Origin of the sequence: Mucilaginibacter sp. (assembly GCF_039935595.1) — a bacterium.
In the GTDB taxonomy this organism is placed as follows: domain Bacteria; phylum Bacteroidota; class Bacteroidia; order Sphingobacteriales; family Sphingobacteriaceae; genus Mucilaginibacter.
In genome coordinates, this window is the sequence record NZ_JBDTJZ010000084.1 from 39,431 (window position 1) to 56,147 (window position 16,717).

The 16,717-nt window shown below is 42.3% G+C and carries 18 protein-coding genes; 4 read left to right on the top strand and 14 right to left on the bottom strand.

All coding sequences use genetic code 11. From position 1 onward, the window contains the following. Window positions 1–58: 58 nt before the first annotated feature. The 7 genes from ABI367_RS05390 to ABI367_RS05420 all read right to left on the bottom strand — a co-directional run bounded on the left by ABI367_RS05390 (window position 59) and on the right by ABI367_RS05420 (window position 4,745). Window positions 59–556: a hypothetical protein gene (locus ABI367_RS05390; RefSeq protein WP_462231586.1), complete on the bottom strand. Its 498-nt coding sequence runs from the start codon at window positions 554–556 to the stop codon at window positions 59–61. 4 nt (window positions 557–560) lie between these two features. Next, window positions 561–902, bottom strand: a complete 342-nt coding sequence (locus tag ABI367_RS05395; RefSeq protein ID WP_462231588.1) for a hypothetical protein — start codon at window positions 900–902, stop codon at window positions 561–563. Between the two features lie 44 nt (window positions 903–946). Further along, complete coding sequence (locus ABI367_RS05400) at window positions 947–1,213, bottom strand: YtxH domain-containing protein (RefSeq protein ID WP_462231590.1); 267 nt, start codon at window positions 1,211–1,213, stop codon at window positions 947–949. A 139-nt stretch (window positions 1,214–1,352) separates the two neighbouring features. Further along, complete coding sequence (locus tag ABI367_RS05405) at window positions 1,353–2,402, bottom strand: AI-2E family transporter (protein ID WP_462231592.1); 1,050 nt, start codon at window positions 2,400–2,402, stop codon at window positions 1,353–1,355. 62 nt (window positions 2,403–2,464) lie between these two features. Next, window positions 2,465–2,668 carry a hypothetical protein gene (locus ABI367_RS05410; RefSeq protein WP_462231594.1) on the bottom strand — a complete coding sequence of 68 codons (204 nt, stop codon included), beginning with the start codon at window positions 2,666–2,668 and terminating at the stop codon, window positions 2,465–2,467. A gap of 2 nt (window positions 2,669–2,670) precedes the next feature. After that, window positions 2,671–4,077, bottom strand: a complete 1,407-nt coding sequence (locus ABI367_RS05415) for a sigma-54-dependent transcriptional regulator (RefSeq protein WP_462231596.1) — start codon at window positions 4,075–4,077, stop codon at window positions 2,671–2,673. 95 nt (window positions 4,078–4,172) lie between these two features. Then, window positions 4,173–4,745, bottom strand: a complete 573-nt coding sequence (locus ABI367_RS05420) for a hypothetical protein (protein WP_462231598.1) — start codon at window positions 4,743–4,745, stop codon at window positions 4,173–4,175. Window positions 4,746–4,963: 218 nt separating this feature from the next. Here ABI367_RS05420 and ABI367_RS05425 point away from each other — a divergent pair, with 218 nt between their 5' ends. Next, window positions 4,964–6,622, top strand: coding sequence for a glutamine--tRNA ligase/YqeY domain fusion protein (locus tag ABI367_RS05425; protein ID WP_462231600.1), 1,659 nt, complete (start codon window positions 4,964–4,966; stop codon window positions 6,620–6,622). Between the two features lie 58 nt (window positions 6,623–6,680). Here the strand turns inward: ABI367_RS05425 and ABI367_RS05430 are convergent, their stop codons facing one another. From ABI367_RS05430 to ABI367_RS05450, 5 genes are all read right to left on the bottom strand, one after another. Next, window positions 6,681–7,592 carry an N-acetylmuramoyl-L-alanine amidase gene (locus ABI367_RS05430; RefSeq protein ID WP_462231602.1) on the bottom strand — a complete coding sequence of 304 codons (912 nt, stop codon included), beginning with the start codon at window positions 7,590–7,592 and terminating at the stop codon, window positions 6,681–6,683. A gap of 178 nt (window positions 7,593–7,770) precedes the next feature. After that, the gene (gldD, locus tag ABI367_RS05435; RefSeq protein WP_462231604.1) at window positions 7,771–8,379 is read right to left on the bottom strand and encodes a gliding motility lipoprotein GldD; all 609 of its coding nucleotides are present in this window, start codon (window positions 8,377–8,379) and stop codon (window positions 7,771–7,773) included. Next, window positions 8,352–9,158: a shikimate dehydrogenase family protein gene (locus tag ABI367_RS05440; RefSeq protein WP_462231606.1), complete on the bottom strand. Its 807-nt coding sequence runs from the start codon at window positions 9,156–9,158 to the stop codon at window positions 8,352–8,354. Before ABI367_RS05440 ends, gldD begins: the two co-directional genes overlap by 28 nt. A 123-nt stretch (window positions 9,159–9,281) precedes the next feature. Continuing rightward, on the bottom strand, window positions 9,282–10,043 hold the full coding sequence (locus ABI367_RS05445; protein ID WP_462231608.1) for a phosphosulfolactate synthase: 762 nt from the start codon (window positions 10,041–10,043) through the stop codon (window positions 9,282–9,284). Between the two features lie 140 nt (window positions 10,044–10,183). Continuing rightward, on the bottom strand, window positions 10,184–11,587 hold the full coding sequence (locus ABI367_RS05450) for a tetratricopeptide repeat protein (RefSeq protein ID WP_462231610.1): 1,404 nt from the start codon (window positions 11,585–11,587) through the stop codon (window positions 10,184–10,186). Window positions 11,588–12,034: 447 nt separating this feature from the next. On the opposite strand from ABI367_RS05450, the gene ABI367_RS05455 reads away from it, so the two are divergent. The 3 genes from ABI367_RS05455 (at window position 12,035) to ABI367_RS05465 (ending at window position 15,150) form a co-directional block, all read left to right on the top strand. Then, window positions 12,035–13,669 (top strand): S8 family serine peptidase, encoded by a 1,635-nt coding sequence (locus tag ABI367_RS05455; RefSeq protein ID WP_462231612.1) that lies wholly within the window; start codon window positions 12,035–12,037, stop codon window positions 13,667–13,669. Between the two features lie 109 nt (window positions 13,670–13,778). Beyond that, on the top strand, window positions 13,779–14,066 hold the full coding sequence (locus ABI367_RS05460) for a hypothetical protein (RefSeq protein WP_462231614.1): 288 nt from the start codon (window positions 13,779–13,781) through the stop codon (window positions 14,064–14,066). 100 nt (window positions 14,067–14,166) lie between these two features. Beyond that, complete coding sequence (locus ABI367_RS05465) at window positions 14,167–15,150, top strand: pyruvate dehydrogenase complex E1 component subunit beta (protein ID WP_462231616.1); 984 nt, start codon at window positions 14,167–14,169, stop codon at window positions 15,148–15,150. A gap of 75 nt (window positions 15,151–15,225) precedes the next feature. Here ABI367_RS05465 and ABI367_RS05470 read toward each other — a convergent pair whose 3' ends face one another. Then, window positions 15,226–16,029 (bottom strand): hypothetical protein, encoded by an 804-nt coding sequence (locus ABI367_RS05470; RefSeq protein WP_462231618.1) that lies wholly within the window; start codon window positions 16,027–16,029, stop codon window positions 15,226–15,228. A 31-nt stretch (window positions 16,030–16,060) separates the two neighbouring features. After that, a partial coding sequence (locus ABI367_RS05475; protein WP_462231620.1) for a thiamine-phosphate kinase occupies window positions 16,061–16,717 on the bottom strand: 657 nt, incomplete at its 5' end.

Here is a 16,717-nt window from a genome sequence, read left to right on the forward strand (position 1 = left end):
TTAATTTATTTGTAACCTAAAAATTACGTTATGGGTCGATTTGGGAGGGGGGGGGATATTAAGAAGCCTTTACGTAAGCCGGCACGGGTGCGTTTTTTATGCGGCCCCGGCTTTTTGATTGCTTTTTGCTGAAAAGCGATTTTACCTTGTCAACAATACCTGTAATTGCCGGGTTATGGGCCACCTTTGCCTCAAAAAGTGTTTTGGCTTTATCCCAAACATCGCTTACAGAGTCTTCATTGATGTAGTTTGATGCTTTTTGCGAAATCAAGCCTACAAGGGTTTTTACTATAAACCCCGAGTTTTTAAATAGGGTTTTATTTAGTGCAATCGGTAACACCAGTCGTGATATTAAGCCAATAAAATCCTGATGAAACAAACCCGACTTTACACCTTCGTGGTCGCCAGATTTAGGAAACAAGCTCAAGAAAGTTGAAAACAAAGCGCCCGGGCTGCTAAACCTGCTTTTTATGGCATCGGCTTGCTGCACCTCCAATACCTCAAGCCGGTAAAGTTCGTTTCGTAATTCAACCGCGTTTTTTATGGGTAAGCTCATCTTTTTAATTTAATATTTTTTGGATAAGCCCGTTGGCTATTGTTTTTTGAATATTGGGCTTTCGCACTTTTAATATAATGGCAATTATTACATATACTAATGCTATGCACCCAAAACCTTGCCAAAAAGAGTCAAATAGCTCAGACAAATAAAACCCCAGCGTTATTGTGCCGAAAATAAATACCAATACAAGCGCCAAAACAACAGCCAGATCGGCAATGATAGACGCAATTACCGAAGTACTGCTATCAACCGCTTTAAGTTTAGCTATTTTAATACGTGTTTCTACGTAATCCTTTAGCTGATCAATTACTGGTGGCTGTTGTTCTTTTTTATCTTCGTCCATAAAACTTGGGTTACCCGGCCAATACCTGCCCGGTATGGGTTAATCTATGCGTGCTCCAGGTCGTCCTGGTATTCTTCTTCTGCGCCGTTTATTTTAGTTTTAATGCTTTCAACCACTTTGTCCTTCAAGCTTACCAGGTTATCAATTTCAGAAGCGGCCGTTTCCTTTATTGAATCGCCAAGATTTTTTAATGATTCTGAAAGCTTATCGCGGGTTTCTTCGCCTTTCTCAGGGGCAAATAATATTCCAAGTACGGCTCCGGCAGCTAATCCGGCCAGCAGGGCCACCACTACTTTTGTGTTATCATTCATATTAGTATAATTTAAAAGTTTAACAATTGTTTAGTATAAATATATAAATATTGCCAAATATACCTAATAGGTGCCATTGGCCGTATTTCTGTTTCTATTTTATTCGCTGTTTTTAAACGGTTTTTTGCTTTTAAAAGTATTACGATTCAGCTTCTGATACGCTCTTTATACGCTCCAGCCTGTCAGCAGCCAGACGGTTGGTTTCATAGATCTCTATCAGCAATAAAAAATATGATAACAGCAGCGGGCCAAAAACCAATCCTAAAATACCAAACATGGGCAACCCAATAAATACCCCAATCACCGATATAAGCGGGTGCGTGTTAGCCAGGCGACGGTTAATTATCATGCGTAATACATTATCAATATTGCCAATAAACAATAAGCCGTAAGCCAGCAACAATATGCCTTTTAGTGTATGGTCATTAGCAAATAATATAATACTTGCAGGTATAGTTAGTGTTGGCGCGCCAACAACGGGTAAAAACGATATAAAGGCCCCTATTACCCCCCAAAACAACGGGTCGGGTATGCCGAATACCCAAAACCCATTGGCCAGCAGCGCGCCCTGTACAACGGCTATTATTCCCTGCCCTAAAACGTTGGAGTAGGTACAATCGCGCAAGGCGGTTGCAAATTTTAACGAGTATTGTTCGCGAAAAGGAGCGTACCTGAGCAGCCCTGCCTCAAACTCCTTTATCTGCGTAAACATAAAGAACAATAAAAAGTACAATACCAGCAGCGTAATAATAATATTAGCCGCGCTGCCTAATATAGATGGGAAAAGATCAGTAGCGTATACGCCCAGTTTTGCTACGGTATTTTCAAAAAAATGCGGCTGATGAAACATTGACCCCGTAAACGTATCAACTTTGGCTTGCCATACCTGGATGGGCAGGCTGCTTAAATCAACATCGGCTATTTTACCAATAACCATAAAGCTTAGCGCCAAAAAAGGCAATACAATTACCACTAACGAAGTGAATATTATGAGTAAGGTTACCGCGCTTTTGTTCCAGCCACGTTTATCTACCAGGTTAAGGTATAGCGGCCTAAAAAGCGTAAATAAAACCACCGCTCCTAATATGGAGCTAAATAACCCGCTTAATGCATACAATAAAAGGCAGCCAAGTACAACTATACTTACCAGTATAATGTTATTACGTTGGGTATAGGTAAAAATAGACATGCTTGCTTTTTTGAGTATTTACTATAAGCAAACTAAGCCTAAAAAGTTTTAGCAGGTGCTTATTATTGTTGTTGTGTGTTTTTAAGCATCGTATCAATGGCTGATACACTGCGGTCTATCATATCCAGATAGGTAACGCAATCAGGCGTAGGGTTGGTTATTTCATATTTCAATTCGGCCACCAACAGGCTGATGTTAGAGAGCTGATTTTTTATATCGTGCCTCAGTATACGCATCGCTTCGTTATCAGCTAAACCCTGGTTCATTATTATTTAAGGTTGATGGCCTTCATTTTATTATAAAGCGTTTTGCGATCAATATTTAATATTTCGGCAGCTTTGGTTTTGTTGTAGCTCACTTCTTTTAATACCCTCAAAATAGTATCATACTCCGCTTCAAGAGCAATGTTTTTAAGGTCGTTTCTTGGTGCCTCGTTGCTTTCTGATACATGGTACTGTATTGAAGGCATTTCGTAAGCATTTTTATAGTTTGATATTTCCAGCGGCAATGCTTTAATGGATATCTGGTCGCCTTCGGTTATTAACGCGGCCCGGCGCACAATATTTTTCATCTCGCGTATGTTGCCATGCCAGCGGTAATTCATAAAGCATTCAACCACCTCGGGGGCAAATGAACTTACATTACGGTTAAGCTCCTGATTGGCGGTTTTTAAAAAATGCTCTGCCAGTAATATAATATCATTTCCACGCTCGCGCAGTGGTGGCATATATATGGTAAACTCATTAAAGCGGTGGTAAAGATCTTCCCTGAAACGGCCTTTTTGTATGGCATCAAGCAGGTTCTCGTTAGTGGCTATTATAATACGCACATCAAGGTCAATCTCTTTGGTGCTGCCTATTCTTTTTACTTTACGTTCCTGTACGGTTCGTAAAAGAGCGGCCTGTATCTCGTAGGATAAGTTTCCAACCTCATCCAAAAATAGCGTACCACCATTAGCCATTTCAAAGTGACCTATTTTGGTAGCAAAAGCACCGGTAAATGATCCCTTTTCATGCCCAAAAAACTCGCTTGCTGCCAACTCCTTAGTAAGCGACCCGCAATCCATAGCTATAAATGGCTGGTTGCTGCGTCGGCTTTGCATATGTATGCTTTTGGCCGCTTCTTCTTTACCCGTTCCGCTTTCGCCTAAAATTATAACGCTGTAATTGGTTGGGGCTATCAATTCTATTTGGCGGGCCAGCTCCTTTGATGCTTTGCTGGTACCAACAACAATGCCACTTGAGGCTTGCTTACGATTTGCTTTTACATTGCCCTGAGGTTCTCCTTGCTCCTGGTCTTCTTCAACCAATGCATGGTGGGTTTCAAGCGCTTTAGTAATGGTATTTAATATTTCGTCGGGGTAAAGCGGTTTTGAAATGTAATCGTAGGCGCCCATTTTTATAAGCTCAACCGCCATTTTTATGTCAGAGTAGCCTGTAATAATAATTACGCCGGTTTGCGGATAATGCTTTTTTATTTTTTTGAGCATCTCGCGGCCATCAGTATCTTCCAGCCTGAAATCGCAAAGCACTAAATCAAATTCGCCGTTTTTAAGGTACTCCAGTCCACTGGTACCGCTGGATGCGGCGCTTACTTCGAAACCGTTGCGCGTTAAAAACTTTGATAGTAATTGCGCTACGTTAACTTCATCATCTATGATGAGTATTTTTTTCATATCAGCAATACAGTAAATTAGGTAAACGTATTTAAGCCGTCAATTTACAAAAAAAATACAATTTACATAATTTTAATATAACTGTTGTGATGCTGCTACAGGTTAAACGCGTATGATATATGTGCCGCCCAGAAGCTATACTTCTCTGAATCATTATAAAAACTGGCTAAGCCTTCATAGCGGATACCGGCATCAATGTAAGTATGCTTTTTAAGAAAAAAAAGCATTCCTACCTGTGGCGAATAAGTAAAAGCCGATGTATTGGTAGCGTATACTTCTTCCTTATTGGTCAACAAGGTTCCGCCCACCTCGGCGGCTACATAAAAATGCCTTATTATAAATTGCTTGATCCCTATTTTTAACGGAACGGTTTTCATATTGGCGTTTTGCACATTTAATATGCCATTTGGCGCGGATGACGCTGTAGATGACGCGAAAAATATATTATACCCTGCACTACCGGTAATGTAGGTTCTGCGACTTATGGGGTAATCAATATGCAAAGATGCGCCCAAAATATGCGAGTATAAATTGGTAACATAAAGCGGTAAACCCCCATCTACACCTATTGATATACGTGCAGTATCAGGAACCGACTGTGCCGAAGCTCCCAGGTAAACACTTACAAAAAGTAATAATGTTATCAGTTTATTTAAATAGGTTCTCATGTTTAATGTTCAGATTGTAATGCTGTTAACGTATTATCGGGTAACAACGTATATTTATATTTAACTTTTTAACCGGATATATTTTGCAAAGCTAATATAGTTTTCTTTTTCTACACAGTTAGAGTGCATAATAGTTTGCTCACCACTGGCGACACACGTAAAACCAATTACGTCAACCCGCCACAATTTATTACTTTTGCAGCCATTGCAAATTTTTTATGAGCGAAGAGAGATCATTGAATTTTATTGAGGAGATTGTTGAAGAGGATATAAGCGCCGGCAAACACGGTGGCCGGGTGTTAACCCGTTTTCCGCCCGAGCCTAATGGTTACCTGCATATTGGCCATGCCAAATCTATTTGCTTAAACTTTGGCCTCGCCCAAAAATATAACGGTAAAACCAACCTGCGTTTTGACGATACCAACCCCACCAAAGAGGAAACCGAGTATGTTGACAGCATTAAAGAAGATGTTAAATGGCTGGGCTTTGATTGGGCCGAAGAGCTTTATGCTTCTGATTATTTTGACCAGCTATACGCTTTTGCTGTTGAACTGATTAAAAAAGGCCTGGCTTATGTGGATGATAGCACCGCCGAGGACATAGCCGCCCAAAAAGGCACACCTACCGAGCCGGGTACACCCAACCAATACCGCAGTCGTACGGCAGAGGAAAACCTTACGCTATTTGCCGATATGAAAGCCGGTAAATACCCGGATGGCGCCAAAGTGTTAAGGGCTAAGGTCGATCTGGCATCACCTAACATGCAACTGCGCGACCCATTGATGTATCGTATTAAACATGCCCACCATCACCGCACCGGCGATGCCTGGTGCATTTACCCAATGTACGATTTTGCGCACGGCCAATCTGACGCTATTGAGCGGATTACCCACTCTATATGCACGCTGGAGTTTGTGCCCCACCGTCCGTTGTACGATTGGTTTATTGAGCAATTGGATTTATTCCCGTCAAAGCAATATGAGTTTGCAAGGTTAAATATGACCTACACCGTAATGAGCAAGCGCAAACTGATGCAGTTAGTGGCCGAAAACCATGTAGAAGGCTGGGATGATCCGCGTATGTCAACCATTAGCGGGTTGCGCCGCAGAGGATATACCGCAGCCTCTATCCGCGAGTTTTGTGAGCGTATTGGTGTTGCTAAACGCGAGAATATGATAGATGTGGGCCTGTTAGAGTTTTGCATCCGCGAAGATCTGAATAAAACCGCATGGCGCCGCATGGCCGTGCTGGACCCTATAAAGCTCATCATCACCAACTATCCCGAAGGGAAAATCGAAACCATGCACGGCGAAAACAACCCCGAGGTTGAGGGCGGCGATGGCGGCAGGGATATCCCCTTTAGTAATGAGTTGTGGATAGAGCGCGAAGATTTTATGGAAGAACCGCCTAAAAAGTTTTTCCGCCTGGGTGTTGGATTGATGGTGCGGCTTAAAAATGCCTACATCGTAAAATGTGAAGATTTTAAAAAGGACGCCAGCGGCAACGTAACCGAAATATATTGTACCTATATCCCCGAGTCAAAATCGGGCGAGGATACCAGCGGTATACATGTAAAAGGCACTATCCATTGGGTAAGCGTACCACATGCCAAAACCGCTGAGGTAAGGCTTTACGACCGTTTGTTCCAGGTAGAGGATCCATCTAACGAGGATGGCGATTTTAAAGATTACTTGAACCCCAACAGCTTGCATATATTACCCAACGCCTATATTGAGCCCGATTTGGCCACAGCTATAACAGGCAAAGGCTATCAGTTTATCCGCAAAGGGTATTTTACTTTAGATAAGCATTCCACGCCCGATAAGCTGGTGTTTAACCGCACAGTAACATTGAAGGATGGGTGGGTTAAGAAGTAGTTTTCAGTTGGCAGTTTTCAGTTAGCAGTTTTTATATTCACTACTGCAAACTGAAAACTCAATACTTCTTATACACATTATACAATACATTCAAATCCTGCGGGCTTAGTATAGGGCTGATATCGGTTTGTACAAAGTGGCGTTTAAAGGCAATAATGGCGGCGTTAAGGTCGCTGGTGTCGTAGCCTATAAGGCGCAGGGCAATAGCCGGGTCAAAGTTGGCGGGAGCGGGTTCAAGCACGTCGTCCTGCCAGTAGCCGAAACCTTTTTGTGCCAGCAGTTTCCATGGGAAAAGCGGGCCCGGGTCGGGCTTGCGTTTGGGGGCAAAATCCTCATGACCAATAAAGTTTGCCGTTGGTATATTGTAGGTACGCTTTAAATAATCAAGCAGGGCCAGCAAGCTTTTAACTTCGGCATCAGTAAAAGGCTCCGTGCCGTTATTGTCAATCTCAATACCTAACGAGCAGCTGTTCATATCGGTAACGCTGCCCCATTTGCCTACACCGGCATGGTTGCTGCGCATATAATCATTAACCAGGTGATAAATTTTACCGTCCTTACCCACCACGTAGTGCGCGCTAACCTCGGTACTTAATAACGAAAATGTTTTAAGCGTTTGCTGTATGCTGTCTTGCCCGGTAAAGTGAATGATAACATAATTGGGCCTGCGTATGCCAAAGTTAACCGTACCCGCCCATGCCGATGGTATAGGCACGCCCAGGCTATCAAGCAGTGTAAGGGGCTGCTCCTGCTCAACAATGTTTAGCAGCGAGTCTTTTTTTACCGTATAAAATTGCTGCGTAGTAAGCGGCGCGGGCAGCACCGGTATAATATTGGTACCCGCATTGGCATTGGGCGGCAGCGTTGGAGCCGCTACCAGCACCCCCTTAGTTTTATTGCTGCAACCCGCCAGCACCAACATAGTCGCCAGCAAACCATAAAACCCTATAACCTTTAAACGCTTTATCATACGCCTAAAATAAGCAAATAAGCATTTAATTGTTTGGGGCGATTAAAATTTAGGAATAATTGGGGGCGTTGAGATTACCCTGCCCGTTAATGGCTGTCCATTTTCTCGCTCGCAATAACAAAAAGGGCTTGGCGGACAAAAAATGACCTAATGACCAATGACACAATGACCAAATAACCTACTTCCACTTCAAAGTTCTGATCATTACATCCACATCTTTTTTTACAAAGGTGAGTACGGGTTGTATCGAGTCCAGCCGGGGGGCCTCGTTAAAGTACAGGGCGCCGCGCAGGTAGTGGCGCGTGCTATCAGTTAAATAAAACTGTACAGACGATGCGGTATTGCCATCAATATTATAATACAAACCGTACACCTTACGGTCGGGGCTGCTTATGCGGGTTTCGTCAATACCTGTGGCTTTTACGGTATGCTTAAAGGCCAGCCTGTAGGCATCTTCAATAAGCATATTAAACTCCTTTTTGTCGGCAACCGGCTGGTAGGTTAGGTGCAGCGTACCGTTAAACTGCGGGAACTGCATATTCAATTTATACTCCACCTTTTTTAAGTTATTGCGCGATGGGGTGGTATCAACCTCCATTTTGGCATAGGCCGGGTACAAAAACGTAAACGGGTAGCCGGCATCATACAGCCGGTACTGCTTTTTAGGCATCACTATGCGGAAATACCCCCGTGGTTTGGGTGTATAGTCGGCATTGCCGCCGCAGCCGCTTATAAGCCAGGCGGCCAGCAGCAGGACGGTTAAGGGTGCTTTGCGGGCGAGTTCCATATTTCCCATGATTTTTCGGCCTGCAGCAGCAGCATTTCGTAGCCGTTTTTTATAGTTGCGCCCTGCTCCTCGCCTTTTTGCAAAAAGAGGGTTTTTTCGGGGTTGTAAATTAAATCGTAAAGCAGGTGCTTATCGGTAATATGCTCGTACGGTATGGGCGGGCATTCGTGTACATTAGGCGATGTACCCAGCGGCGTGGTATTAATTATTATTTTATGCTGCGCGATATGGCGCGCCTCTAAATCCTTAAATAAAATATTACCGGGCTGGGGCTTGCGGGTTACCACTTTATAGTTGATGCCCATGTTATCCAACACGCATTTAACGGCACGTGCCGCGCCACCATCGCCCAGTATCAGGGCCTCGTCATGATGATAGTGCAGCAGGGGCCTTAATGACATTTCGAAACCGTAAATATCGGTATTAAAGCCTTCCAGCCTAAAATCATGATCCTTAATACCCACCTCGCCTGAAAAGGCGGCCTCTACAGGGCTTTCTTTGTATATGCGTATGCAGTTAACCGCGCCGGCATTGCGGGCATCATTCTCCACCCAATCCAGGTATTTAATTACAGCTATTTTATGGGGTACGGTAACGTTTAGGCCCAGTAAACCAGGGTGCTCGTCAAGCAGGTCCTGCAGGTCCTTAATATGTTCAATAGGGTAGTTATCGTAACGGGCGTCGGTAATATTTTCGGTTGCAAACTTTTCGGCAAAGTATTTTTTGGAGAAAGAATGCGAAAGCGGGAAGCCTATTAATCCGTATTGTCTCATCATCATGTATGCTATTTACAAAGAAACGGTTTTAATTGCAAAACTGAAGCGTCATTGCCACGCTCGCAAATGACGTAGGGGTTATGCGCCCGTACATATCCGTACCAAAACGGACGGACAAACCAACAACTACATATCCAAAAAATGGTCGAACGTATCGCTGCGGATGCCCAGGCGCAGGGTTTCCAGCGGGATAACATCTGCCGGAGCTATATTGCCCAGGCTTACGTTGGCGCCTATCAGCTCAATAAACCACACCTGCTGTGCCTTTTGCGGGGCTTCCCAAATAATGGATTCTTCGGGTATCTGGGTTAGTATCTCATCCACCAATCCCTGGCGCACCTCGCCCGAGTCACGGTAGATGCCTACGTTGCCGCTTTCGCGGGCCTCGGCAATAACCTTCCATGAACCGGCTTCAATTTCGGCCTTCATCAGTTGTATCCATTTATAAGGGGCAAATATTTTTTGCACATCTTTTGATCCCACTTCGGATATTACCGTAACCTGCTTTGCCAGCTGGTTAATGTAGCTGCATTTAGCTTCGTGCGGTATTTCGATTGAGCCGTCAGATACTTCGGCGTATTGCAGGTCGTATTTATCAAGCAAGCGGCGGTAATCATCAAACTGCCCGCGCACCAGCATGGCTTCAAACAGGGTGCCGCCAAAATATACGGGTATACCGGCATCTTTATATACCTGTAATTTTTTATCAAGGTTAGGTGTTACGTATGATGTGGCCCATCCCAGCTTAACAATATCGGTATAGGCACCTGCTACTTCAATAAAATCTTCCACCTGGCGCGGGCTAAGGCCCTTATCCATCATCATGGTTATGCCGCTGTTACGGGGTTTTTGTGTACGCTGGGGGAGGTTATTGATCGTATAATTCATAAACACATCGCAATAAAATAACGGCTCAAAGGTTATAAAAAAAACCGAAAAATATTTCGGTTTTTAAAGATTAGAAAGTAAAGATTGAAGATTGGTTATACCATGCATCCAACCAATCTTCAATCTTTAATCTCCTATAACTATTTGGTGAACCGGTTAATAATATCAATTATGGCTTTATTTTGTTGCAACTGCGGTAAATAATCAAACAGTATATAATGCTTCTCCGGGTCGGTTGCCAGTGCGGTTTCCAGGTAGTTTAATGCCTCGTTATATTCGCCTTTGGCAAATAAATACGCCACCATGCGGTAATACAGCTCGGCCGCCTCGGGGTTGTTTTTTATAGCTTCGGATATAATCTCGATGGCCCCAACCAATTTTTCCTGCTCATATAGTATTGACGAGTAATCCAGCCAGGCATCAATATCCAACGGATTCAGCTCCACCACTTTTTCGTAAGCGGTTTGAGCCTCGTCAATATGGCCCAGCTTATACTCGGCATCGGCAATGGCAAACCAGTAATCGGCATTGGCAATATCAAGGTCAAGCGCTTTTTTGTAAAAGTGCAGCGCCTCAAAATAGCGCTCTTCAAAATCAAGCGTTACACCTATACCAAACCAGGCATCAGCCAGTTTTGGGTCCATTTTAACCGATTTTTTGTAAAAAGCGCGGGCATCATCCATTTGCTCCAGCTTTTCATAGCATTCGCCAATGGCACAATAGGTATCGGCATTGGGTTGCTCGTACTCAAAAGTATGGCGGTACACCTCAATAGCCTCGGCATATTTTTCCAGATTAACCAAAGCGTTACCCTTATTAAAGTAGGCCGACGCAAAGCTATCCTTTATCAGGATGGCGTAGTCGTAAGCATCAATAGCTTTTTCAAACAAGCCCAATTTGGTAAAGGCATTGCCCAGGTTGTACCAGGCCGCGTAGCTGTAAGGCTCGTTATCAATATATTGCTGGTAAAACTGCACGCTTTCCTGCTGGTTATCCAACACGTCGTAACAAAAGGCCAGCTCATACAAAGCATCCTGATTCTCCATGTTTTGCTCCAGGCAAAGCTTCAGGTACTTAATGGCGCTTTCGTAATCGCCCATGTTTTGGTGTACGTAGGCAATATGCAGTAAAATTTCGTCGGTTTCTTCGGCCAGCTCAAGCGCTTTAATATAATTCTCCAGCGCCTCTTCAAAGCGTTCCATACTTTCGTACAGATTACCGCGAATGATGTAAATATCAGCGTCAGAAGCTTCCAGTGTAGCGGCTTTTTCAAGCGCGGCAAAAGCCTCGTCAACCTGATTGGTTACAGCCAGCAACTGCGCCTGCTTTATTAAAAAAACAGCGGCAAATGGGTGTTGGTTTAGGGCATATTCTGCAACCTGTAATGCCTTGGCGGGGTCATTTTTTTCGATGTAGTAATCGATAATATTCTCAAACGCCTGGGCATCAAAAAAGTACTGGTCATGATTGCGTATCATTTCCTCGTACCGTTCTACCGAAAACTTTGGATCTTCGGTAAAACCAAATTCAAATTCTTCTTCCATTCAATATTGTTTGCAGAACATTAGTTTAAATATACATTAGACTCATTTAAACCTTACAGGTTCAAATTACAAGTTATAAATATCCCCATGGCAATATAGTTTTCAACATACAAACATTTTGAACATCGCTTTTTACAATTCATTGATTATGAATATAAAACAATTGCTGCGGTGAGATGTGTAATTGCCGGGATATTTTTTCTTGTATATCAAATATACGTATCCGTTGGGCTTTATGCTATTATTACCTCTAATATTACATTAAAGTGTTAGTCATCTTAAATAAACAACTGCGTCAAAATTTGGTTGTAATATACTTGAACGATAAATAAACCGTTCAGAAAAGCAACTATTGTAACTATAACGCATCCTGTAGCTAACCTCGTATGTTAAAGGTTTTACAAAAAAATAACTCCCGATTTAATATATTACGCAAAATTTATATAAATGAATATTCTTCGCAAGTTTAATACCGCTTTATCTATATGCGGTTTCTTATTTCTAAGTTTAACCTCTGTAGCGCAAACACCGGCTGTAGTTGCCGATCCTCCCAAAAACTGGCATACCATGGACCTTAAGGCCGATGGGTATTACGGCATAAGTTTAAACAATGCTTACCAGTTTGTGAAGGGCAAAAAAAGCAAAACCGTAGTGGTGGCTACTATTGATAGCGGTATTGATACCGCGCAAAAAGATCTGAAAAGCATTTTATGGGTAAACCCTAAAGAAAAACCGGGAAATGGCATTGATGATGACCATAATGGCTATGTAGATGACGTGCATGGCTGGGATTTTTTAGGTGGCCCCAATGGTAAAAGCGATTATACCGAAACCGTTGAAGAGGTGCGCGAATATAACCGCCTTAAAACAAAATATGCTAATGCTGCTACGGCTACCGATGGCAATGAAAAAGAGTATGCCTACTGGCTAAAAGTAAAAACCATATATGATGAAACTGTTGGCAAATCATCAACAGAAATTGGTCAGGTTTCGCAAATGATGAATGTATTGATGGTTAGCAGCGGCTATATTAAACGCGCGTTAAAATTAAATACCGACGCCTCCTTTACCCTGGCCGATCTGGCTAAAATAAAGAACCCGGGCGATACCGTTATGAAGAGCCTTGATATATGGACACGCGTTTTGCAGGAAGATGGTGGTGATAACAGTAAAATACTTAAGGAATACGGCGAATACCAGGCCAAAATAAATAATGATGTTAACCCCGACCTAACCTCGCGTAAAAAAATTGTAGGCGATGACCCTGATGTGCAGGATGGTAAACCATACGGCAATAACATTTTAAAATTTCCGGACGCCTCGCATGGTACAGGTGTAGCCGGATTAATAGGCGCCATACGCAACAATGGCTATGGTATTGACGGCGTAGCCGATAATGTACGTATTATGGCCATTAAGGCCGTGCCTAACGGCGATGAGTACGATAAAGATATCTCTAACGCCATACGTTACGCTGTTGATAATGGTGCCAAGGTGGTTAATATGAGTTTCGGCAAAAAACTATCGCCTCATAAGGATTGGGTAGACGCGGCTTTTAAATACGCGGCTTCAAAAGATGTGTTGTTGGTTCAAGCGTCGGGTAATGACGGGCAGGACGTTGACGTGAAGCCACAATATCCTAACGATACTTTTGCTGATGGTTCATCAAACGATTCGGAAAACGTTATAAGCGTTGGCGCATCAAGCGCTTTATTGGGCGAAAATTTGCCGGCCTCTTTCAGCAATTACGGTAAACATAATGTTGATGTATTTGCCCCGGGTGTTAAGGTGACCTCTATTGATATGGATGGCGAATTTAATACTGCCGACGGTACCAGCTTTGCTTCGCCAATTACAGCCGGCATTGCCGCGTTGATTTTAGAATACTACCCCGATTTGAGCGCCAAACAATTAAAGCAGGTAATTTTACAATCGGCTACGCCATTAACAGGTACCATGGTCATAAAACCCGGAAGCACTGAAAAGGTTGATTTTTCAACCCTTTCTAAATCGGGCGGTGTTGTAAATGCTTATAAAGCGATTGAACTGGCATCAAAACTAAAAGGCGAACGTAAAAAATAATTGCAGTATGAAGCTTCTGCTCGTTTTCGTTATAGTCTTAATATTTACAACTGCTAATTTATATGCTCAAAATCCCGATTGTAAAAACTTCAGAACGGGGAAATTTGAAATGACTTTTCAGGGTAAAAAAACTACTATTATACGTAAGGGCAATAAACAGTTGCAATACTACGATGGCGCTAAAACGCCAACCGAATACACGGTTAAGTGGGTTGATGGTTGCACTTTTACGCTTACTCCCCAAAAGGCTTTTGTACAAAAGCTAAAGGGGGTACCCCCGACTGCTGTTTTAACCGAAAAAATAATTAAAACCTCAAAGCATTCGTATACGCAATTTACATCGGCAAACTTTACCAAACGCACCATTACCACCGAGATAAAAAAAATTGACAATTAACTACCCGGCTATAATAAAAAGCTTATTGTACAACAGGCAAAGCAATTGCTTTTAACACATTAGTGCTTATATTTGCGCGTAAATAGTATATTTTAACACGATGAGAGAAATACAGTTCAGAGAAGCCCTTCGCGAAGCAATGGTTGAAGAAATGCGTAAGGATGAAACCATCTACCTGATGGGCGAAGAGGTTGCCGAATATAATGGCGCTTATAAGGTTAGCCAGGGCATGTTAGATGAGTTTGGCGCCAAACGTGTTATTGATACGCCAATTTCCGAAGCAGGCTTTACCGGTATTGGTATAGGCTCGGCCATGAATGGTTTAAAACCCATCATCGAGTTCATGACATTTAACTTCTCGTTAGTAGCTATTGACCAAATTATTAATGGCGCGGCTAAAATTATGTCAATGAGTGGCGGTCAGTTTTCTGTTCCTATTGTTTTTCGCGGCCCTACCGGTAACGCGGGTATGTTAAGCTCACAGCATAGCCAGTGCTTTGAAAACTGGTATGCCAATTGCCCGGGCTTAAAAGTGGTAGTGCCCTCAAACCCGGCAGATGCCAAAGGCTTGTTAAAATCGGCTATTATTGATCCTGATCCGGTTATTTTTATGGAGTCTGAATTAATGTACGGCGATAAAGGCGAAGTGCCCGAAGAAACCTATTATATAGAAATTGGCAAAGCCAACGTAACCAAACAAGGTACTGATGTAACCTTAGTGGGTTTTGGTAAGATCATGAAGGTGGTTAACGCGGCCGCAGCCGAATTAGAAAAAGAAGGCATCAGCGCCGAAGTAATAGATCTGCGTACCGTACGCCCTATTGATTACGCTACTATTATCGAATCGGTTAAAAAAACCAACCGTTTGGTATTGGTTGAAGAAAGCTGGCCATTAGGTTCAATAGCCACCGAAATAGCATTTAAAGTACAAAAAGACGCGTTTGATTATTTAGACGCCCCGATACTACGCATTATGGGTGGCGATGTACCATTGCCTTATGCACCAACGCTGATACAAGAATATCTGCCAAATCCTGAAAAGGTTATAAAAGCGGTTAAAGAGGTAATGTACGTTACTAAATAAAGTATACAATAACTGTTAAAAAAAGCGGCTAAGTAAAAAGGATACTTAGCCGCTTTTTTTGTCTTACTATGCCATTTATTGTGGTGTTATTTCATTTTTAATTTCTACTACTCTTCTTAAAGTAGTAGGCTTGGTATCAACAATTATATCTATACTCGTTCTACTGCCGCTATAATTCATCTCCAAATCGCTGCTAATATATTCAGGATAACTCTTCGCTATGTTAAATATCAATTTGCCCATTCCTTTTGCAGTCCCCTTCGCTTTAAACCCTTTTGCCCAGTTAAAATCAAAATTCATAGCTAACTGAGTATCAAAAACCGCTATGTTATCTTTTACATTGCGCAATATGTAGGTTATGTTTATTGGCATTTGATAAAGTCCGCCAACATGTATAATTTGGATATAAGCTGTTCGGGTAAATGATTCGCCAATGCTTAATGGTTTTAGGGGGAAACTTAGGTCTAACTCAAACTCATTAATTATTCTAGTCCAATCGTTATCAGACACCTGTTTAGCTTTTTTTCCAGGGACCGTGTCTATATCAATTTTTTCATCGTTAATGTTTCCATATACCTGTTTGTCTAACTTAGGATTAAGTTGAGTGAATTTTTCCTGCATTGGTATAAACCTTTGTTTCGCATCATAAAACATTTTAAACGGAATTTTTTCTTTTCCATTTTTCTTGTCGGTTTCAATACTTAAAGTCCTTACGGAAAAAATTTCCGTGTTATCGTTAATATCTGGAAACAACCTTTCCTCGCTGCTTGACTTGTAAATATAATTGGGGAGATATTTAACCTTAAATACATAAGATTTTTGTGCGCTAGTATAAATAGCCAAAATCAACAACGTAACTAATAAAATGGCTTTTTTCATAATCAGTTGTGAGCAGATGCCTGGTTAATTCTTATTCACTCGCTTTAAACGCATTCCACCCCTGCGCCTTTAACGGATGTACCACCCCGCTTTTTGATATCAAGTTACAACCCACTGCAGGCTCGGTAATATAGCCGATAATGGTAATATCCATTTTAAACTTTATTTTGTCGTAGTCGGCTTGTTTAACGGTAAATAGCAACTCGTAGTCTTCGCCACCACTTAGGGCACATACCGTTGGGTCCAGGTTAAACTCGCGGGCGGTTTCAAAGGTCATGGGGTCAAGCGGTATTTTTTCTTCGTATATATTACATCCTTTGCCGCTTTGCTTACATACATGCATTATCTCGGAGGCTAAACCATCAGATACATCTATCATGGCTGTTGGCTTAACATCAATTTCCTTTAACAAATCTATAATATCCTTACGTGCTTCGGGCTTTAATTGGCGTTCAACAATATAATCTTTCCCCTCAAGGTCGGGTTGTACTTGCGGGTTTTCTAAGTATATAAGTTTCTCACGTTCCAGCAACTGTAACCCTACATAAGCACCACCCAAATCGCCTGATACACATACTAAATCGCCTTCTTCGGCGCCATTGCGGTACACAATATCCTTTTCATCAGCATAACCTATAGAAGTTACACTGATTACCAATCCTTGCTTTGACGAAGTGGTATCGCCACC